The sequence below is a fragment of the Pseudomonas sp. S3_C06 genome, from assembly GCF_054667675.1.
Map to the genome: position 1 here is coordinate 3,738,991 of NZ_CP162747.1, position 19,265 is coordinate 3,758,255.

Sequence of the window (19,265 nt, forward strand, 5' to 3'; positions counted from 1 at the left end):
TCCCTGTTTACGGCTGCGACTGCGGTTGCACCGCGGCCGGATCAAGCGGCTGATAAGGTTGCAGAACGGTGTCGCGCTGCTCGCCCAAGACCCAGGCGAAGCCCGAATACATCACCACCAGACAGACGAAAGTGAACAACACCACCATCCACGCCGGCACGATGCGCACCAGGTTGCGACGCTGATCGTTCAAGCCTTCCCAGTGTGGCGACAACTCGCGCGGCACGTCGCCACGCAACTGACGGATCTGCCGGTACAAGGCGTCACGGATGCCTTCAAGCTCGAGCATGCCGCGTGCCTGGACGCGGTACTTGCCCTCGAAACCGAGGGACAGACACAGGTACATCAGCTCGAGCATCGGCAAGTGCTTGACCGGGTTTTTCGACAGTCGATCGAGCAACTGGAAGAACTTCTCGCCACCGAAGGTTTCGTTGTGGAAGCTGCTCAGCAGACTCATCTGCGACCATTCGCTTTCGTTGCCCCACGGCGTGGTCACGACAGCTTCGTCGACCACGGTGCAGAGCACGTAACGCGCGGCCATCACCTGGCTGCTTTCGGCGCCGTTGTGCAGGGCGCGTACTTCAAACAGTTTCAGCCCCGCAGTCAGTCGCTCATTCAGCGCGTACAAGTCTTCGCGGGTTTCGCTGTGCTTGAGGCGCACCACTTCCGAAAGCAGCTCGGATGAGGCCGCGACCAGCGAATTGAGGCTGATGTTGAACGCTTCGGCCGGGCGCAGGCGCGCGGCGTAGATCATGCGTTCTTCCAGTTGCTCGAAACGCGGCGGCGCGGCGAAGTCGGTCAGCGGACTCGATGCCGGTCCGTGGCCTTGACGATCGAGCAGGACGGTTTTGTCGTCCTGGTTGTAATCCGTTTCCTTGATCATGTCGGTCAGTTCCTGATGGCCCAGAATTTCAGTTCAAGCTCGGCAAATTCGCCGGACACGTGGAACGCGAAACCGCCGGAGCGCTCGAGTTGTGCCAGGTCTTCGGAACTGAGTTCGAGGATGAAATAGGTTTTGTTCGAGTGGAACGCGATCTGCCGCGGGGCCACCGGCAACGGTTTGACCTTGATCCCCGGCAAGTGCAGGTTGACCAGTTGGCGGATACGCTCCACCGGGCCAACCTTGAGGTGCGCCGGCAAGCGGTGGCGCAGTTCTTCGGAGTCGCAGTTGGCACTGGCTGCCAGCACGAACGACGCCGAGCCAAGCAGTTTGTGGTCGTGCAACGGCGAGACGATGATGCCGTACTGACGCGCTTGCAGGATCAGTTCGATGGCGTGCTGTTCGAGCACCATCGACAGCACCTGACGAATCGCTTCCATCAGTTTGCGGAAGCTCCCACCCTGGTCAGCGTGGGAGTAGCGACTGTCCAGACGTGGGCGTTTGCTTTCGCCGGAGAAGGTCGCCAGATCGCCGAGCATGGTCAGCAGCGTGCGGTACAACTCTTCCGGGTGCACTTGCTCCAGGCCGAGGTAGTGGCGCAGCAGCAGCTCGGTGCGGTTGATCAGTTGCAGCATCATGAAGTCGCCGACCTCCGCACCGCCGACCTTGCCGTTGGAGCGAATCCGCTCGGCAATCGTGTCGCCACGGTGGTTGAGCATGCTGATGACTTCTTTCAGGCACGACAGCAGATAACTGGAGGCGTGGGCCTGAATGTAGGTCGGCACGAAATCCGGGTCGAGGCTGATCACGCCGTCCGGCGTGGTGTCGAGCACGTCGCAGATCTTCAGCTTCACGTAAGCCTGATCGCTCTGCTGCTCGCCGAGCAACAGTTTGAAGTCCGGGCGACCGCAGCTGACCTGGCTGGCGGAATCGTCGCCGGCGTTGGAGTCGGCCACTTCGGCGTCATACGCGGTGTAACGCGCGAGCACGTCGGATTGTTCTGGACGGCGCGACTCGATGTGGTTACCGGTGACCAGCGGCAGCGCCAGATAGATCGGCGTGTTACCAGTGTTCGGCGGCACGTCCAGCGCCAGCGGCTCGGTGTTGCCACCGAGTTCGAACAGGCTGCCGTCCGGCAGAATCCCCGAGGCTTCACTGATCACCAGTTTGCCCATGTTGAGGAACTGCAAGTCGATCTCCAGATTGAGGAAACCCCAGGTGTAGCCACCGAGCAATTGGGTGCGGGTTTTCATCTGGTGATCGTAATAACGATCGTTGTGCTGGAAGTGCTGCGGACGCAGCAGCATGCCTTCCTGCCAAATGACTTTATGGGTATTCATGATCAGTCATCCGCCTTGGCGAGCACTTGATTGGTGTTGCGGATGCCGGTCTGGTCCAGAGTCAGATCGACTTCGGTGACTTCCAGCGGAGTGATCTGAATGGTGTGGCGCCATTGGGTGTCCGGCAAGTCGCGGTAAGCGGCGAGAACGCCCACATAAAGGCTGCCCTCTTCCACCTTGAGCTTCATTTCCACGGTTTCACCCGGGCGCAGTTCGAGTTCTTCGCTGGCCACCAGATCCGGGTTGAGGGATTCCTTGGCGCGTTCGTACAGGCTGAAGAAGTCAGCGTTCTCGAAGGTCACCGGGTGCTTGAGTTCGAACAGGCGCACGACGATCGGCGACGGCCGACCATTGAGGTCCGGATTGAGCTGATCGCTGCCGGTCAGCTTCAGGTTGATCTTGGTCACTTTCGAGTACGGCGACAGCGACGAGCAACCGGCGAGCAGCACCAGCACGGTGAGCGCAGTCAGCGTCTTGAAAAAGCGGTCGAGCGGCGAGACATGCGCATCATCCTTGGTGGTCGGTGTGGAGGGTGGAGATCAGGCGGATCTGTTCTTCGTAAGCCTGGGCAAAGTCGCGGGCCAGCAGACGCTCGCTCCAGTCATCGTCCTGACGCAGCGCCTGGTGATAACGGCCGAACGCTCTCCAGCGCCCGCCCGAAGTGGCGATCAACGGCTTGTTGTCGCGCTCGAAACGCAGGGTCAGTTGCTCCGGCGAGAAGTGCTCCAGGGTGCCGCGTACGGCGGCGCGGCTGGCGGTCAGCAGGGCCACTTGATGCGCCTGCAGGTCGCGGAACGCGCGGGAGATGGCTTGCTCAGCCGGCAGATGGCCGGGCTTGCTTGGCTGCAACAGAATCTGCAGGGCTTCGCTCGGATCGACGGCGAATTTCAGCGGATTCTTGTTGGTGCCTTGCACGGTGGTCTGGGCCAGACGCAGCTCGTTTTTCAGCTCCGAACGGGTGCGCAGGCTTTGCTGCAGACCGCCGATGCTTTGGCGCAACAAGCGCGCAGCGTTCAGCGCCAGGGCTTCGCGTTCGTCGTGGCTGAGGCCTTTGACATCGACGCCCAGCGCCGCACCGAAATGATCCCAGAAACCTTCGCTTTGACGCTCAACGGCTTTCGGCGCCGGAGCGGGCTCAGGTTCGACGGGGGCTGCAATCAGCTCCGGCACCATCAGGCTTTCCATGTCGATGCGCGCGTAGTCGGCACGCTGACGGGAGTCTTCAGGCTTGGTGTTCGGCGCCAGCAATTCGTCGATTTCCGAGTACACACGCTCTTGCTGTTCGAGGGCATTGAGCGGGTCGAGATCGAGGAACGCATCATCCGGGATGATGCTGCCGGCGGCGCGTGGACGGCCGACTTCACCGTCGAAGGTCGCCGGGTCGCGCACCAGCCGCGCGCGAATTTCGAAATCACCCAGCACGTAGGTGCTGCCGTGTTCGATGCGCACCGGTTCGCCCTTGTGCAGGCGTGCGCCGCTCTCGCCGTCCTGGACACCGTTGCTGCTGGTGTCGGTGAGGAAGAACGTGCCCTCGCGGTAGCTGACAATCGCGTGGTGATTGGACAGGTGACGCTTGCGGTCAGGGATGATCCAGTCGCAGTCCTCGCCCCGCCCGATCACGCCGCCGGCCTGTTTAAAGGTCTTCTGGCACAACTCGGTGGGCACGAACTGCTTGGTGTTCAGCATTTCGAAAACCAATTCCATGTTTGATGCTCCTTGCGGTCACTTGCCGCGATTGACCGCTTGCGGATCACCCAACGGGCGATAGTCGTTGTCGTTGAATTTGTAATTACCGCTACAGCCGCCAAGGCCGCATAGAACGACGAGGGTCAGCAGGACAGCTTGCCAGTGACGAACAGACATCAGAGGGTCTCCAGGTGTAGACAAAGCACAAAGCGCCGACCCTTGCGGGCGGCGCTGAAATTGGTTTTTGCGAGGATTTCGATGACGTTTTGCCTACCCATCGAAATCTCCCAGATTGATGTTCAGACGGCCGAGCCGATATAGCAGCGTGCGTCGCGGCAGGCCCAGTTCACGGGCGGCGAGGGTCTGGTTGCCGTCGTTTTTGCGCAGGCAATCGAGCAATAAAGTGCGTTCGACCTGCTCCAGACGTTCGCGCAAATTCAGGTGGCTGTTGTCTTCCGGCATCGGCTCCATGCGCAGAGAGAAATGCTCGGCGAGCAACTCGCCGCCTTCGCACAACAGCACCGCGCGCTCGACCAAGGCCTTGAGTTCACGCACGTTGCCGGGGAAGTTGTAGCCGGACAGGTGTTCCAGCGCAGCACTCGACCAACGCACCGGATCGCGCTGCAAATACGTGCAGGTCTTCTCGGCGAAGTGCTGGGCCAGTTCAAGGATGTCGCCGTCGCGCTGACGCAGCGCCGGCAACTCGATCGGGAATTGCGCGAGGCGGTAGTACAAGTCCTCGCGGAATTTGCCTTCGCTGACCAGCATCGACAGATCGCGGTGGGTCGCGGCGATGATGCGTACGTCGATCTTGTGCGTGTCGTTGGAACCCAGCGGACGAATCTCGCCTTCCTGCAACACGCGCAGAATCTTAGCTTGCAACGACAGCGGCATGTCGCCGATCTCGTCGAGCAACAGCGTGCCGCCATTGGCCGCATCAAACAGGCCGGCGCGGTCGCGGTCGGCACCGGTGAAGGCGCCTTTGCGATAGCCGAACAACTCGCTTTCCAGCAGATTTTCCGGAACCGCCGCGCAGTTCTGCACGATGAACGCCTGGGAACGGCGTGGGCCGCAATCGTGAATCGCCCGCGCTACGACCTCCTTGCCGGTGCCGGTTTCGCCACGCAACAACACGGTGTACGGGCTGTGCAGGACTTTGCTGATCAGCGAATGGGTCTGGCGCATCGCCGCGCTTTTACCAATCAAGCCATAGCCACTGATGCTCGGCACGCTGCGCGCCACTGTTGCCGATTCCGCCAGCGGCTGACGCAGGCGTTGCAACAAATGCAATTGGCCAAGCACAAACGAGCCGAGCTGGCCGAGGGAATCAGCGAAGCCTTGCAGGTGGGTGCGACGACGGCTGGCGCACAGCAGTAAACCTTCAACAGCTTTGTGCTGATTGACCAGTGGCACGCACAACAGCGACTGCCACGGCGAGGTTGCCGCCGGCAGAAAACTGGTTTCGTGCAGGCTGCCGCTCAAGTCGTCGAGGCACACCACGCGGTTCTGGCACAGGGCAAATTGCAGCAGTTGCTCACCGTTGTAATCCGCCGGCAGGCTCGCCGCTTCACGCGGTTGCAGGGCGCCGTCGAGGCATTCGGCGTTCATCCCCAGGCACGTGTGGGTAGCGTCGAGCAGATACAGCTGCGTCAATTCGCAACCGCTCAGCTCGGCCAACCCACGCACGAAGTCACCCAGCAACGCAGCACCGTCCGCCGCCCGCGACAGACTGGCGAACTGCGCCAGCAACGCTTCGGCATAGACCAGTGGCTGCGGCACCTGAGTGAACATCACACCCACCTCAGGCGAACTCGCACGTCACGCTGGACTCGCCGTCGAGCGTGGCATGCACACGCTTGAGGCTTTCGCCGGTGGCCATGGCGTCGAGCAAACGGTCCGCCACCAGCGGCAACACGTGTTGATCGAGCAGATGGTCGATCAGGCGCGCGCCGCTGTCGCTTTGCGTGCAACGCTCGGACAGGTGATCGACGAGATTCTGGCACCAGCTGAAATCCAGCTGACGACGATTCAGGCGCTCGCCGAGACGACCGAGTTTGATCTCGATCAGCTCGCGCAATACCGGGCCGCCGACCGGGTAGTAAGGCACCACTTTCATCCGCGCCAGCAGCGCCGGTTTGAAGTGTTTGCTGAGTACCGGGCGGATGGTTTCTTCGAGGACTTCGGCGGTCGGGCGTGCGCCGTTTTCGCAGAGGTCGCTGATCTTGTCGCTACCGAGGTTCGAGGTCATCAGGATCAACGTGTTGCGGAAGTCGATCTCGCGACCTTCGCCGTCGTTGGCCACGCCTTTGTCGAAGATTTGGTAGAACAGGTTGAGCACGTCCGGGTCAGCCTTTTCGACTTCATCGAGCAGCACCACCGAGTACGGTTTCTGGCGTACGGCTTCGGTGAGCATGCCGCCCTCGCCGTAACCGACGTAGCCTGGTGGCGCGCCGATCAGGCGGGAGACGGTGTGTTTCTCCTGGAATTCGGACATGTTGATGGTGGTGATGAAACGATCACCGCCGTACAGCAAGTCAGCCAGGGCCAGCGCGGTTTCGGTTTTACCAACACCGCTCGGACCGACCAGCAGGAACACCCCGACCGGCGCGTCAGGCTTGTTCAGACCAGCAGCGGTGGCGCGCATCGAGCGATCCAGTGCGTGCACGGCTTGTTCCTGACCACGGATGCGCGTGCGCAGGTCGGTGGCGAAACTGGCGACTTTGGCGTTGTGTTCGCGGGCCAGTTGCGCCAGCGGCACGCCGGTCCAGGCGCTGATCACTTCGGCGACCAGACGCGGGCACACTTCGAAGCTGACCAGACGCTCTTTGACTTGAGCGGCGGTCAGGGCGCTGTGGGTTTCGTTGAGCTGGGCTTCCAGCGCTTCGACGCTTTGGCCTTCTTCGACTTCGGCGGCAACGGTTTCGATCACGGTGCCTTCGGCGTCTTCTTCAACGGTGACCACGGGTTCGACCGCTGCAGCTTCGCGGGCCTTGGCCAGTTGCTGACGCAGTTCCAACAGGCGCTCGGCCAGTTGCTTCTGTTCAGTCCACAGGGTTTCCAGCGCGACCATTTCAGTTTCGGCTTCGTCGAGACGCGCTTCCAGAGCATCCAGCGCTACGTGGTCGATCAGCAGACCGGCTTCGGCATCGCGGCGCAGCGCCTGACGCTGACGGCCACCCTCAGCCAGTTCGCCACGCAGGCGCTCAAGGCTTTCCGGGGCAGCGGCGAGGCTGATGCGTACGCGAGCGCAAGCGGTGTCGAGCACATCGACGGCTTTGTCCGGCAGTTGCCGACCGGCCAGATAGCGTGCGGACAGCTCAGCGGCCGAGACCACCGCGTCATCACGCAGGTAGATGCCGTGGCTCTTCTCGTAAACCTGGGCCAGACCACGGAGGATGGTCACCGCTTCGCTGACGGTCGGTTCGTGCAGTTGCACCGGCTGGAAACGACGGGCCAGCGCCGGGTCTTTCTCGAAGTATTTCTTGTACTCGGCCCAGGTGGTGGCGGCGATGGTGCGCAGTTCGCCACGGGCCAGTGCCGGCTTCAGCAGGTTGGCCGCATCGGAACCGCCGGCATTGCCGCCCGCGCCGATCAGGGTGTGAGCTTCGTCAATAAACAGAATGATCGGCTTTGGCGAGGCTTTGACTTCGTCGATCACGCCTTTGAGGCGACGCTCAAACTCACCTTTGACGCTGGCGCCAGCCTGCAGCAAGCCCATGTCCAGCGACAGCAGTTCAACGCCTTTGAGCACTTGCGGCACTTCACCGGCAGCAATGCGCGACGCCAGACCTTCGACGATGGCGGTCTTGCCGACACCTGCCTCACCAACCACGATCGGGTTGTTTTTGCGGCGACGCGCGAGGATGTCGACCATCTGGCGGATCGCGCCGTCACGGCACAGCACCGGGTCGAGTTTGCCGTCGCGGGCCTGCTGGGTCAGGTTGTGGGTGAAGCGCTGTAGCAGCGATTCGCCTTGGGCGGCCGGTTTGCCATTGGCCGCCGGTTGCTCTTTCTGCGACAGGGCAAATTCCTTCAGGCGATCGATGTTCAGCTTGGCGAGCAGCGGCTGATAACGGCTGCCGGCGTAGCGCATCGGATTGCGCAGCAGGGCAAGGATCAACGCGGCGTCTTCAACCTGGGTCTGACCCAGTTCGAGGTTGGCCACCAGCAGCGCATCTTGCAGCCACTGCACCAGTTCCGGGGCGAACACCGGGTTGCGCGAAGCGCTGTGTTCGACGCGCGATTGCAGCGCGGCGCTGAGTTCACCGGCGTCGACGTCGGCATCCTGCAGTGCGCGCGACAGCAAGCCGTTCGGACGCTCGAGCAGGCCGAGCATCAAATCTTCGACGAGGATCTTGCTGCCGCCACGGGCCACGCAACGCTCGGCGGAACGTTCCAGATCACGACGGGTTTCGGCGTCCAGCGCCTGGATGAGTTGTTGCAGGTCTACGTTGATCATGGCTCACGTCCTTAATGAATTTTGCTGCCCAGGGTCACCACGCCGTCCGCTTTTTCGCGGCCCAGCCAACTGGTCCAACCGAGGCGACAGGCGTTCTGCTCACCGATGCGCAGTTCGCGGATTTCTTCCTGGCGCAGAACCAGGCGGATGTCGTAATCGAGCGGGTCACGCAAGGTGAACCGCACCAGCGCGCAGAGCGGCTGGTAACCGAAACCGATCGGCAGGAATTCATGGAATCGCTGCCAGTCGAGTTCAGTGATGTGAATGCGGAATTTGCCGCTGCGGTCGCGCACGTGCTCGCCGAGCACAAGGTCTTCACCGAGCAGGCTGTTGGCGCGGCCCAAACGATTGCGCTGCTCTTCGAGAATTTCTACGCGGCGCTCGATGCACTGCTCGATGACCAGGTCTTCGTGCTTGAAGTAGTAACGCAGCACGGCTTCGATCAGCGCCGCCGAGTGCGCGCGCAAGCTGAGCAGACCGAGGTACGGCAGCAGGCGTTTCCAGTTGAGTTCCTTGGCCTTGCGGATCTCATCACCGCCCAGACCGATCAGGGCGAACAGCTGCGAGGAGAACGGGTCAATCGCGCCGCTCTGGAAGCTCGCGCGGTAGCGGTACTTGCGCCAGATCGGCAGCATCAGCCGTTGCAGGCGATGGTGGAACAGGTCTAGGAAATTGCGCGTCGGGTTGCCGTCTTCGCTGTCGCCCAGAGCTTGTTCGCCGTAGAACGCCGGCAACGGCGAACCGGAGCCGACCAGGCCGATCAGGTTGAAACGCATGCGCGCGCGCATCTGCCCGTGTTCTTCGAAAAACTCCACGCGATCGACGTCGCTGCGCGGAAAGCCCAGGCTCGGGTTGGCCTGAAACTCCACGTGGTCGTACAGATCGTCTTCGCTCAGGTGCGGGTGTGCCTCGCGCAGCCGGTCGATCACCAGCAGCACGGCCTGAAACAGCGAGTACTCGCGTATTACCTTGGTCAGCCCGCTTAAAGCAGGGGCTGCAGGCCCATACGTGGTGTCCATTGGTACACCTCTCCCTGTGTGCTTTTTACGCGCAGCTCATGGAATGAATTGAGACTGGCGTAAAGCGCGAAAAACTCGTTAAGAACCGAAGCGAAAACGAACAGGTCGCCTTCGCCGATATACCCTTCCGGGTCGATGGTCAGTTCGGTGCGCAAACCGCGCACCGGCAACCCACGGTGCAAGCGGTCGACGTGGTGATGCTTGATGTGCTTGAGGCCGCCGAGCAGGCGTTTGCTGACCTTCTCCGCGTGCTGGTCGTAGTAACGCGGCAAGTCGTAGGTTTCGAGAATCACCTTCAACGCATTGACGTCGGCCAGCGACAGATAGTTAAGCGACATGTTGCTGATCAGCTTCCACAGGAAGTCACGGTTCAGCGGCGGCGCGAAGCTCGACGTGGCCGGGGTGATGTTGCGGAAACTCAAGAACTCGGGCGTCTCTTCGCAGGCCATGCAGATGTCGCCAAGCTTGAGCTTGCGCGGCAGGTTCTGGTTGGTGCAGATCAACTCGATCGACAGGGTTTCATGGGCTTCGGTGTGGCGGATGCCGAAGCTCAGGTAGGTGTCGAGGCCGTCGTGCAACAGCGAAGAGCGCTGGCGAATGCTGTAGTGCGGACGGCTGTTGGGCACGTCGAAACTCGGGTCGTGCTCGAAGGATTCGAACGGCACGTACTCCTGATAACCGAGGCCGCCGGGCTTCCAGCCGGTCACGGTTTCCACCGAGAACACGCCGCAGTTTTCCAGATCGTATTCCGCTGGCAGCAACAGGTACTCGTCCTGCTTGCCATCGAGGCGAATCGGCAGTGCATCGTGGGCGAACAGGTTGGCAATCGGCGTGCAGAACAGCTTCACGTTATCCAGGGTCGGACGCATACGCATGATGCCGCTCTTGCGGATATCGAAGCGCAATTCCAGCCCGCGCATCTGCTTGAGGGTGTCTTCCGGCAGCGCGTTGATGATGTCCAGACCGTTGACGTCGACGAACAGGAATTTGTCCTGGAAGGCGAAGTATTCCTGCAGGTAGCGATAGCCGCGGAAGGTGTTCAGCGGATACGGGATCAACGCTTCTTCTTCGGCAAAGCCCACCGGTTTGACCCGATCACCGGGAATCTTGAACGCCATCGGCTTGCCGCTGACGCCATCAATCGGTTTGCCGGCACCGTCGAGCGGGATCAGTTCGATGCCCTCGAGGTTGCGCAGCAGGCTCAGGTAGAGCATCTGGCTGATATAGCGCTCACCGGCAAAGTGCAGACGCAGTTTGCTCAGTTCCAGCTCACCGAGGTGGCCGTCGGCGCTCATTTCCAGACGCAGGCTGAGCAGCGAGCCGTCGCCCTTCACCGAGTAATTCAGCGCGGCCAGATCCAGCGGCAGCACGTCAGTCGGGTAGCAAGTACGGAAGCGGCAACGCACGTCTTCGATCGGCTTGCTTTCAATCGGCGTATCACGCTCGACGCGCAACGCCGGCCCGGAACGCTTGAGCGGATCGAACTGCAAAATGCTGAACGCCGGCAGCGGACGCATGTAGTTCGGCCACAGCAATTGCATCAGCGAATGGCTGAGTTCCGGCAACTCGTCATCAAGCTTCTGGCGCAGCCGCCCAGTCAGAAACGCAAAGCCTTCGAGCAACCGCTCCACGTCCGGATCCCGCCCGGCCTGGCCCAGATACGGCGCCAACGCCGGACTACGCTCGGCGAAACGGCGACCGAGTTGGCGCAGTGCGGTGAGTTCGCTTTGGTAGTAGTGGTTAAACGACACGGGTTACCTGCCTGGTAGTGGAACTCATTTGAAAAAACAGCAGAACGGTTCATGCGGGCTAGGAACTCCCCGCGGGCAATGTCGGCAATGACGCCCGACAGTCATGCTTCAATTTCTCTTTTTGAAAAAAAAGGCGATCGATTAACCGACCAGCGAATATCGCCGCAAAAGTCAGGACACCACCCATCAATGTGTAAGCCATCGCGCGGACGGGGTAGTGAGGCAAAAAATAGTACAAGATAAGCGCAAGCATAAATGAGACACAGAGGACTTTTAATTTCAGCTTGGGGATAAAAAAAGTTATAGCGTTCATCACCACAAAATACTGAACCATTAGATCCGGCGTCATACCGATGCCGATACCTCTCGATGTCAATCCACCATACACTCCGATATATAAGTCGACACCGTAGTTATGCAGCGGAACGTACAGAGCACACACTATTAGATGCGGAATACAGCCAATTAAGCGACGAGCTTTCATTTATTCCAAGTCCCGTACTGATCCATATCGCCTTGCGAAATTGGATTTATCAATTTCGCATTTGATACTGGCACATAGGGTGCATCAGTAAGTTCAATTGTGTGCGGGATACCTTTATCGTATACCGTGTCTTTTTTCACAACCAACTTGCAGTTTTCTTTTGCCCACAATATCCCTCGTAATATGATGAAGTTATCGTAGACGTCTTTCGGTCCTCGCTCTGCTCCGGTATAGGCTTTGCCGTCGCCCCAAGTCACACCGGTTTCACCAGCCATCTTTATTGCGAGCTCTACCTGCTTTGTTTCTCGCAGATACTTTCTATAGGTGTTAACCGCAAACGGCACCTGGCCAATGCCATCAGTCCAATAGGGTTTATCCTCCATGAACACCATCAAAAACTCAGCACCGCCCACGGCACGGAATTTCCAGTCACCCGGCATTCCGGAGTGAAACGTGAAGGAAAAGCGGTCAACAATTGCAAAATCGATCAGCTCCTGCCAGGTAACATGTTTATAAGCCGTATTCGACTCTGTTCCGGCCTGCGTTGTTTCTGGATTGATCCAGATAAGTTCTCTGTAATATCTGGCTAACGGTTCGAACCACTGACCCTTTTCTGCGTACAGTTTCTCCGCGGTGATGATTCTGAATGGAGAGTCATCCTTACCCGGTTTCAAAGCGAAGAGAGGCACTCCACTTTTTCGCGTAATAATCCAGGCCAACGGAAGATCAACTGTCTTAGGCTTCGCATCCTTGCTCTCAGTTGTTTCGGCAAGAACTTTAAGTGTAGTCACCTGATCCTGAGTCACAAAGGTGTAAGCGACACCATCGATGTTGATTATGGTCTCCATACCTACTAGTCCGCCGAAATGTATATAGTTACAGGCTCTGCCGTCTTTCCAGTTGAAAAACCACCTGACATGCCTGTTGACGTTGAACCTATTTTCTCAATCCCGCTATCAGAGCGCATGGTGTAGTTTAAATTTTCAACCGTTCTTCCATCTGCGGTTTTGAATTCAAAGACACGATTGAATATTCCAGGGATGATGACCGGTAACGGCGGCACAAACGGCGCCGGCGAATGCGAATTCCCGATAATCACCGTCCCGGATCCAGCCGTAACCTTGTTGCCATGGGTACCCACCGAATCAACCGTCGCGGCAGGTTTGCCGTTGATCAACACAGTGGTCGCCAAACCACCCGACATCGCACCACCACACGCCGAGGCATCGCCTTGGCGGGCGGCCGCGAGGCCGTCGAAGAACACGTCGCCGGAACCGGCGGCGATCGGGTTGGTACCGTGGCCGGGGAGTGGGCAAGCGGTGGGGTCGGATACGCGTGCTGCGGGTTTGCCAGACATCGGGGATCTCCTTAGGTGACCTTCACTTGACCGCTGCCATCCAGGCGCGCGGAAAAACTGACCTGACGCTTGAACCCTTCAACTTCCAGCAGGCCTTCGATGCTGAAGGCGAGGCGAAGTTGATCGTGGTCACGCGGCAGGGAAATGACACGCACGTTGCTCAGGCGCGGCTCGTAGGCTTCGATGAAGTTTTCGATGGCCAGACGGGCCTGACTCAGGGAGTCGTGCAGGCTCAGGCGCATGTCATTGAGATCGGGCAACCCGTAGTCGGCCAGCGTTTGCACGCTGCCGGCCCGGGTGCTGAGCATTTTGGCCAGATGGGCAGCCACTGACGCCATGGCACAAGCCTCAAGGCTGTTGCCCTTGCGTAGTTGCGCGTCGCCGTTGAGGCGTTCGAACAGGCTGCCGTATCCGTCCATGAGTCGCTCTTACTCTTTGTCCAGCTTGCCAACCAGCGACAGGGTGAAATCGGCACCCATGTACTTGAAGTGCGGACGCACGTTCAAGCTCACGCGGTACCAGCCCGGCTCGCCTTCAACGTCGCTGACGATCACTTGCGCAGCGCGCAGCGGACGACGGCCACGGACTTCGGCGCTCGGGTTTTCCTGGTCGGCGACGTACTGACGGATCCACTTGTTCAGTTCCAGCTCGAGGTCGGTACGTTCTTTCCACGAACCGAGTTGCTCGCGCTGCAGCACTTTCAAGTAGTGAGCCAGGCGGTTGACGATCATCATGTACGGCAGTTGGGTGCCGAGCTTGTAGTTCAGCTCTGCCGCCTTGCCTTCTGCGCTGATGCCGAAGAACTTCGGCTTCTGCACCGAGCTGGCGGAGAAGAACGCCGCGTTGTCGGAGCCTTTACGCATGGTCAGGGAGATGAAGCCTTCCTCGGCCAGTTCGTATTCACGACGGTCGGAAACCAGAACTTCAGTAGGAATCTTGGTTTCGATTTCGCCCATGCTTTCGAAATGGTGCAACGGCAGGTCTTCAACCGCGCCACCGCTCTGCGGGCCGATGATGTTCGGGCACCAGCGGAATTTGGCGAAGCTGTCGGTCAGCTTGGTGCCGAACGCGTAAGCAGTGTTGCCCCACAGGTAGTGCTCGTGGCTGTTGGCAACGGTTTCCTTGTACACGAACGATTTGACCGGGTTTTCTTCCGGATCGTACGGGTTACGCAGCAGGAAACGCGGCACGGTCAGGCCAACATAACGGGAGTCTTCCGAAGTACGGAAGCTCTGCCATTTGGCGAATTGCGGGCCTTCGAAGTGGTCTTTCAGATCTTTCAGATCTGGCAAGCCGGTGAAGCTTTCCAGACCGAAGAATTTCGGGCCGGCCGCAGCGATGAACGGCGCGTGCGACATGCACGAAACGCTGGCCACGTACTGCATCAGCTTCACGTCTGGCGAGCTTGGCGACATGTAGTAGTTAGCGATGATCGCGCCCACAGGCTGACCACCGAACTGGCCGTATTCAGCAGTGTAGATGTGCTTGTACAGGCCCGACTGCATGACTTCCGGCGAATCTTCGAAATCGTCCAGCAGGTCTTCTTTGGAGACGTTGAGGATTTCGATCTTGATGTTTTCGCGGAAGTTGGTGCGGTCGACCAGCAACTGCAGACCACGCCACGACGATTCCAGTGCCTGGAAATCCGGGTGGTGCAGGATTTCGTCCATCTGACGGCTGAGCTTGGCATCGATCTCGGCGATCATGCGGTCAACCATGGCCTTCTTGACCGGCTCACCGTTGTTCTGCGGCTTGAGCAGTTCTTCGATGAACGCCGACACACCGCGCTTGGCGATGTCATAGGCTTCGTCGTCCGGAGTCAGACGGGTTTCGGCGATGATGCTGTCGAGAATGCTGTACTCGCCGTTGCCGGCGCTCTTCTCTTGTGCTGCGCTAGTGCTCATTGTGTTGGCTTCCTTGGCTGGAGTCTCAGGCGTCCGGGGCTGCGGCGTTCAGGCCCAGCTCACCGAGTACGCGACCGCGGGATTCGTCGTCGGCGAGCACGCCTTCGATCGCTTTACGGAACGCAGGTGCGTTACCCAGCGGGCCTTTGAGGGCCACCAGCGCATCGCGCAGTTCCATCAGTTTTTTCAGCTCAGGCACTTGCTCGACCAGGCTGGCCGGGTTGAAGTCCTTCATCGAATTGACGCGCAGTTGCACAGCCAGCTCGTCGGCCTCGCCATCTTCCTGCAGACGGTTCGGCACGCTCAGCGTCAGACCCAGTTCTTGCTTGGCCAACACTTCGTCGAAGGTCATCTTGTCGATGCTGATCGGCTTGCGATCTTCGATTTTGCGATCGTCCTTGCGGTGGGTGTAGTCACCGATTGCCAGCAGCTTCAGCGGCAGTTCAATCTCTTCCTGAGCACCGCCGGTGGCGGGTTTGAAGGTGACGTTGATGCGTTCCTTGGGGGCTACCGAGCCTTCTTTGGCCATGGCTTTTCTCCTTGCGGTTGTGGCCCTGGGGCCTATTCGAGTACCACTTCGAGGTCGAGGTGGCACAGCCTGCGATAAATCTCTTCCTTGCGTTCACGTACGGCATGGTTCTGCGGCAACAATTCGCAGCAGCTATGCAGTAAATGCAGCACTTCCAATGCAAGATCGGGCTCCCAGGCGTGCAGGCCTGAGTCCTGTAATGTCTGATCGAGGGTTTCCAGCTGGTTCTTGGCCAGTTCGTATTTCTTGGCCATGAAGCACAGTCGCGCGAGGGCGAACTGCCAGAAGAAGCGTTCGCGACCGCCGTGGGCCGACTGCAAGCCTTGCTTGAGCGTCTGCACGGCAGGCTTCAGGCCTTCCTTGCGCAGCAGCGGCAGGACTTCTTCGAGGGCCTTTTCCCAGGCCGGCTGGGTTTCGACGTTTTCGCTTTCGACCTTGCGCGGCGCGCTGGCGCTTTGCAGATGCGGCATGACGTTGGCGGCGATCCACGCGCGGGTGGACGGATCGGCAAACGGCGCGCCGTCATGAAAACGCAACTCGACAATGCCGGGCAGCCGTTGAATCAAAAGCGCGAAGTGGATTTCCACTTCGCGCATTGCCAACTCGGCGTTAAGGTTCTGGAGACATTCCCAGACCATCCTCTGGCCATCGAACCAGAACGGCGCCTTCGCCAGGCTCGCCTCCAGTTCCACCAGCAAGTCGGCGTATTTGCCCTGATCGAAACGGTCCTGATAGAGCTTGAGCTTTTCCAGCGGCAAGCCGCGCAGCACGGTGATCTGCTCGGCGTTGCGCTCGGGCACCGCGTCGATGGTCATCCACAGCAGCGTGCGATTCAGGCGCAGGGCGCGCAGATCGGTGGCCTTCTGCTTGAGCCACCAGGCGCACAACGGCCGAGCGCTTTCCTGCTGGGCGCGCAGAGCTTTATGGGCGTCTCGTTCGTTGTCGATCGGAGCGCCGGGGGTGAGCAACTGGCTCGCCGCCTGCTTGACCTGCGCCACCGCCGCGCCCACAACGCCGGGGGCCGGCTGGTTGTCGGCCGCGCGCTGGATCATGGTTTTCAGGCGACGGGAGATCGGCAGCAGCAGCGGCGAATCATCGCCCAGGTGCTCAGCACACGCCGCTTCGAGCCCGGACAGGTGCTCGGAGAGCTGCCGGAACATCGGCAACTGCTCTTTGATCGCAATGTTTTCGGTGATGACCTGCTCGAGACGCGGCACCAGCCAGCCGATGGCGGCGGCACGGGTGCGGGGTTTGAGCGGGTGAACGTCGGCCCAGTTGTTTTCCGATAGATGGTGCAGCAACCCGAGACCGGCCAGCAGCCCGGGGAAGGATTCGCGCTGGTACAGCGACCAGGTCAGCCAGGCGCCGACACGCAGATCCTTGGATTGGGTACGCAGCAGATTTTCGCTGTTTTCGCGAATTTTCAGCCAGTCGATCTGCCCGCTTTCGTGCATCGACGAGGCTTTGGCCAGCTCGCTTTCCAGCGCCTCGAATTCGCTCGAAAAACGAACGTCTTCGCCCGCGAAATTCTCTTTGGAAACAGAGACTTTAGCGAGTTCGAGGTAATGGGCGGAAAGTTTGCTTGAGTAGGACATCCATGGCCTTTATTAAGGATTACAGTCAGGCGCCTATTGGAGTAACCGTGGCGCGGGACAGTATCGAAGAGCAGTGATGCGACTCATCCAATTGAGATGTGCTCTTTCAAGTGGGCGCATCGTAATCACTATGATGGCCACTAGCAAGCATCTGATTAAACAACAAGACGAAGTGTTCTTTGTTTGTTGTAGGAGGTTTCCCTATATTCAGTCAGGGAATCCCCGATGCTCTGTTTATATTCGCATACCCTTACAAACCGCCGGGAAAGCTTGATTTAGAGCGATCGTTCCAGCTGCCGTCGATCACCGCAAACCGGGGCAGGCGAGAATGGCGCGGAGCATGACGGGTTTTGAAAAAATCGGATGTAGGATGATTCCGAAAGACTTCGGTGTTGTTTCAACAAATCACCGCGAGACAACCAACAACTCAGAAAGTGCCATCAATATGATGGCTTTTATATATAGAGGATTGATTTAACTGTGAGGCTGATCGATAGCCAACAAATGCAATCAATTACTCGGCCTTTATTAAGGCTGTACGCCCCAATAAATAGGCAGGCATAAAAAATGGGCACCCGACCGCAATCGGTGTGCCCATTTTTTTCTGCGGTTCTCCCCGTTATTCGAGGAGTTCGCCGCAATTAAGGATTAACGCTGTCTTTCAACGACTTGCCTGGCTTGAACGCAACGGTGTTGCTGGCCTTGATTTTGACCGGCTCGCCGGTCTGCGGGTTCTTGCCGGTGCGGGCGCCGCGGTGGCGTTGCAGGAAGGTGCCGAAGCCGACCAGCGTCACGCTGTCCTTGCGGTGCAGAGCGCCGGTGATTTCTTCGAGAACGGCGTTGAGTACGCGGTTGGCCTGTTCTTTGGTCAGATCTGCTTTTTCAGCGATTGCAGCGGCGAGTTCTGGTTTACGCATTAGTGAAGCCCCTTTGACGGTTTTTTGTTGTTATGTCCGTGCTGTTCTCGTTGGAACAGCGCCCAAGGCGCCGCAGGCTCTACTCTGCGGCAGACGGGAGTGAGAATGGCACGCGGATACCGGCGGCGCCAGTCTCCCCGCGACCTTTGTAGGGGCAAAAGCGGGGTGATTCCGACAGAACGACCGGTATTTACGCCAGCAGGGCCGGAAGCTGTTTGTTCAGGGCGAGTTTTTCCATCACCGCGGCGCCGGTCAGCGCGTAGCCGAGCAATTGGCCGTCGGCGCTGTGGCACAGGGCTTTGATGTCGGCGCCCTGCCCTTCGACGGTCCACACCCCTTCGCTGCCCCGCGGCGGTGGCGATACGACCAGCGGGCAGACCGGGGTTTTCACAGTGATCGGCATCGGCCCGTAGCTCACGGCGGTCGGGTTACCGGCGAGGGTTTGTGCCAGTGCTCGCGCACAACTCATGAGGGGCATCACATACAGCAGATTCAGCCCGTCGACCTCGGCGCAGTCGCCCAAGGCGTAGATATTGGCGTGGGAGGTTTTCAGGTGCCGGTCGACCACCACGCCGCGGTTGACCTGTACGCCGGCAGCCGCCGCCAGATCGATACGTGGGCGCAGGCCGATGGCCGAGACCACCACGTCGCAAGGAATGACCTGGCCGTCGGACAGATGCGCTTCGAGGCCGTCGGCGACTTTCTGCAATCGGGTCAGTACCGGGCCGAGATGAAATTTCGCACCGAGGCTTTCCAGCCCGGCCTGCACCGCCGCCGCAGCGGCCGGGTGCAGCAACATCGGCATGACCTGTTCGCAGGGTGCAACCAGTTGCACTTCGTAGCCACCAAGGATCAGGTCGTTGGCGAATTCGCAGCCGATCAGGCCGGCGCCCAGCAGCAAGACGCGGCTCTTACCGGCCGCTGCCGCACGGAAACGTGCGTAGTCTTCGAGATCATTGATCGGGAATACCAGATCCGCGCCATCGCCTTCGATGGGCACGCGCACGGTTTCTGCGCCCCAAGCGAGAATCAGGTCACGGTAGGCCACCGCTTCTTCACCGATCCACAGACGCTTGTGGCCAGCATCGATGCCGCTGATGCGCGTATGAGTGCGCACTTCGGCTTTCAACTGCTCGGCCATCGCGCCCGGTTCAGCCATGCTCAGGCCATCGGCGTCCTTGTTCTTGCCGAAACCGGTGGAGAGCATCGGCTTGGAGTAAGAGCGCCCGTCATCGGCGGTGATCAGCAGCAGCGGGGTTTCGCTGTCGAGTTTGCGAAACTCGCGGGCCAGGTTGTAGCCCGCAAGGCCAGTGCCAATGATGACGACAGGTGCGCTCATGCCTT

The 19,265-nt window shown here is 59.6% G+C and carries 17 protein-coding genes and 1 pseudogene; all 18 read right to left on the reverse strand.

The features are described from left to right. Positions 1 to 7: 7 nt before the first annotated feature. Positions 8 to 883, reverse strand: a complete 876-nt coding sequence (gene icmH / locus AB4N44_RS16710; RefSeq protein WP_016985783.1) for a type IVB secretion system protein IcmH/DotU — start codon at positions 881 to 883, stop codon at positions 8 to 10. A 5-nt stretch (positions 884 to 888) separates the two neighbouring features. Further along, complete coding sequence (gene tssK, locus AB4N44_RS16715) at positions 889 to 2,220, reverse strand: type VI secretion system baseplate subunit TssK (protein ID WP_007920300.1); 1,332 nt, start codon at positions 2,218 to 2,220, stop codon at positions 889 to 891. Positions 2,221 to 2,222: 2 nt separating this feature from the next. Then, positions 2,223 to 2,722, reverse strand: a pseudogene (tssJ, locus tag AB4N44_RS16720) (type VI secretion system lipoprotein TssJ). 5 nt (positions 2,723 to 2,727) lie between these two features. After that, the gene (tagH, locus tag AB4N44_RS16725; RefSeq protein WP_034152083.1) at positions 2,728 to 3,924 is read right to left on the reverse strand and encodes a type VI secretion system-associated FHA domain protein TagH; all 1,197 of its coding nucleotides are present in this window, start codon (positions 3,922 to 3,924) and stop codon (positions 2,728 to 2,730) included. 18 nt (positions 3,925 to 3,942) lie between these two features. Then, entirely contained in the window at positions 3,943 to 4,083 is a 141-nt protein-coding gene (locus tag AB4N44_RS16730) for a hypothetical protein (RefSeq protein WP_007920296.1), read from the reverse strand. A gap of 93 nt (positions 4,084 to 4,176) precedes the next feature. Then, entirely contained in the window at positions 4,177 to 5,697 is a 1,521-nt protein-coding gene (locus tag AB4N44_RS16735) for a sigma-54 interaction domain-containing protein (RefSeq protein ID WP_460108387.1), read from the reverse strand. A gap of 10 nt (positions 5,698 to 5,707) precedes the next feature. Continuing rightward, entirely contained in the window at positions 5,708 to 8,365 is a 2,658-nt protein-coding gene (gene tssH, locus AB4N44_RS16740) for a type VI secretion system ATPase TssH (RefSeq protein ID WP_460108384.1), read from the reverse strand. A gap of 11 nt (positions 8,366 to 8,376) precedes the next feature. Then, the gene (tssG, locus tag AB4N44_RS16745; RefSeq protein ID WP_007920288.1) at positions 8,377 to 9,384 is read right to left on the reverse strand and encodes a type VI secretion system baseplate subunit TssG; all 1,008 of its coding nucleotides are present in this window, start codon (positions 9,382 to 9,384) and stop codon (positions 8,377 to 8,379) included. Continuing rightward, a complete protein-coding gene (gene tssF, locus AB4N44_RS16750; protein ID WP_007920286.1) occupies positions 9,348 to 11,135 on the reverse strand; it encodes a type VI secretion system baseplate subunit TssF in 1,788 nt (595 codons plus the stop codon). Before tssF ends, tssG begins: the two co-directional genes overlap by 37 nt. Positions 11,136 to 11,193: 58 nt before the next feature. Further along, complete coding sequence (locus tag AB4N44_RS16755) at positions 11,194 to 11,619, reverse strand: hypothetical protein (protein ID WP_460158117.1); 426 nt, start codon at positions 11,617 to 11,619, stop codon at positions 11,194 to 11,196. Then, entirely contained in the window at positions 11,616 to 12,467 is an 852-nt protein-coding gene (locus tag AB4N44_RS16760; protein ID WP_460108381.1) for a hypothetical protein, read from the reverse strand. Before AB4N44_RS16760 ends, AB4N44_RS16755 begins: the two co-directional genes overlap by 4 nt. Before the next feature lie 5 nt (positions 12,468 to 12,472). Further along, the gene (locus AB4N44_RS16765; RefSeq protein WP_122604598.1) at positions 12,473 to 12,976 is read right to left on the reverse strand and encodes a PAAR domain-containing protein; all 504 of its coding nucleotides are present in this window, start codon (positions 12,974 to 12,976) and stop codon (positions 12,473 to 12,475) included. Positions 12,977 to 12,987: 11 nt separating this feature from the next. After that, positions 12,988 to 13,395, reverse strand: coding sequence for a type VI secretion system baseplate subunit TssE (gene tssE, locus AB4N44_RS16770; protein WP_007920274.1), 408 nt, complete (start codon positions 13,393 to 13,395; stop codon positions 12,988 to 12,990). A gap of 9 nt (positions 13,396 to 13,404) precedes the next feature. Beyond that, positions 13,405 to 14,880 (reverse strand): type VI secretion system contractile sheath large subunit, encoded by a 1,476-nt coding sequence (gene tssC / locus AB4N44_RS16775; RefSeq protein ID WP_007920272.1) that lies wholly within the window; start codon positions 14,878 to 14,880, stop codon positions 13,405 to 13,407. Positions 14,881 to 14,905: 25 nt separating this feature from the next. Then, positions 14,906 to 15,409, reverse strand: coding sequence for a type VI secretion system contractile sheath small subunit (tssB, locus tag AB4N44_RS16780; protein WP_003229587.1), 504 nt, complete (start codon positions 15,407 to 15,409; stop codon positions 14,906 to 14,908). Between the two features lie 32 nt (positions 15,410 to 15,441). Continuing rightward, complete coding sequence (gene tssA / locus AB4N44_RS16785; protein ID WP_095049653.1) at positions 15,442 to 17,004, reverse strand: type VI secretion system protein TssA; 1,563 nt, start codon at positions 17,002 to 17,004, stop codon at positions 15,442 to 15,444. Between the two features lie 641 nt (positions 17,005 to 17,645). Further along, complete coding sequence (locus tag AB4N44_RS16790) at positions 17,646 to 17,921, reverse strand: HU family DNA-binding protein (RefSeq protein ID WP_003213368.1); 276 nt, start codon at positions 17,919 to 17,921, stop codon at positions 17,646 to 17,648. Positions 17,922 to 18,111: 190 nt separating this feature from the next. Further along, the gene (locus tag AB4N44_RS16795) at positions 18,112 to 19,260 is read right to left on the reverse strand and encodes an NAD(P)/FAD-dependent oxidoreductase (RefSeq protein WP_460108378.1); all 1,149 of its coding nucleotides are present in this window, start codon (positions 19,258 to 19,260) and stop codon (positions 18,112 to 18,114) included. Positions 19,261 to 19,265: the final 5 nt, after the last annotated feature.

Excerpts from the sequence above, each read along its gene's own strand:
- icmH (WP_016985783.1), bottom strand. The coding sequence starts at position 883 with ATGATCAAGGAAACGGATTACAACCAGGACGACAAAACCGTCCTGCTC.
- tssK (WP_007920300.1), bottom strand. The coding sequence starts at position 2,220 with ATGAATACCCATAAAGTCATTTGGCAGGAAGGCATGCTGCTGCGTCCG.
- tagH (WP_034152083.1), bottom strand. The coding sequence starts at position 3,924 with ATGGAATTGGTTTTCGAAATGCTGAACACCAAGCAGTTCGTGCCCACC.
- AB4N44_RS16730 (WP_007920296.1), bottom strand. The coding sequence starts at position 4,083 with ATGTCTGTTCGTCACTGGCAAGCTGTCCTGCTGACCCTCGTCGTTCTA.
- AB4N44_RS16735 (WP_460108387.1), bottom strand. The coding sequence starts at position 5,697 with ATGTTCACTCAGGTGCCGCAGCCACTGGTCTATGCCGAAGCGTTGCTG.
- tssH (WP_460108384.1), bottom strand. The coding sequence starts at position 8,365 with ATGATCAACGTAGACCTGCAACAACTCATCCAGGCGCTGGACGCCGAA.
- tssG (WP_007920288.1), bottom strand. The coding sequence starts at position 9,384 with ATGGACACCACGTATGGGCCTGCAGCCCCTGCTTTAAGCGGGCTGACC.
- AB4N44_RS16755 (WP_460158117.1), bottom strand. The coding sequence starts at position 11,619 with ATGAAAGCTCGTCGCTTAATTGGCTGTATTCCGCATCTAATAGTGTGT.
- AB4N44_RS16760 (WP_460108381.1), bottom strand. The coding sequence starts at position 12,467 with ATGGAGACCATAATCAACATCGATGGTGTCGCTTACACCTTTGTGACT.
- AB4N44_RS16765 (WP_122604598.1), bottom strand. The coding sequence starts at position 12,976 with ATGTCTGGCAAACCCGCAGCACGCGTATCCGACCCCACCGCTTGCCCA.
- tssE (WP_007920274.1), bottom strand. The coding sequence starts at position 13,395 with ATGGACGGATACGGCAGCCTGTTCGAACGCCTCAACGGCGACGCGCAA.
- tssC (WP_007920272.1), bottom strand. The coding sequence starts at position 14,880 with ATGAGCACTAGCGCAGCACAAGAGAAGAGCGCCGGCAACGGCGAGTAC.
- tssB (WP_003229587.1), bottom strand. The coding sequence starts at position 15,409 with ATGGCCAAAGAAGGCTCGGTAGCCCCCAAGGAACGCATCAACGTCACC.
- tssA (WP_095049653.1), bottom strand. The coding sequence starts at position 17,004 with ATGTCCTACTCAAGCAAACTTTCCGCCCATTACCTCGAACTCGCTAAA.
- AB4N44_RS16790 (WP_003213368.1), bottom strand. The coding sequence starts at position 17,921 with ATGCGTAAACCAGAACTCGCCGCTGCAATCGCTGAAAAAGCAGATCTG.
- AB4N44_RS16795 (WP_460108378.1), bottom strand. The coding sequence starts at position 19,260 with ATGAGCGCACCTGTCGTCATCATTGGCACTGGCCTTGCGGGCTACAAC.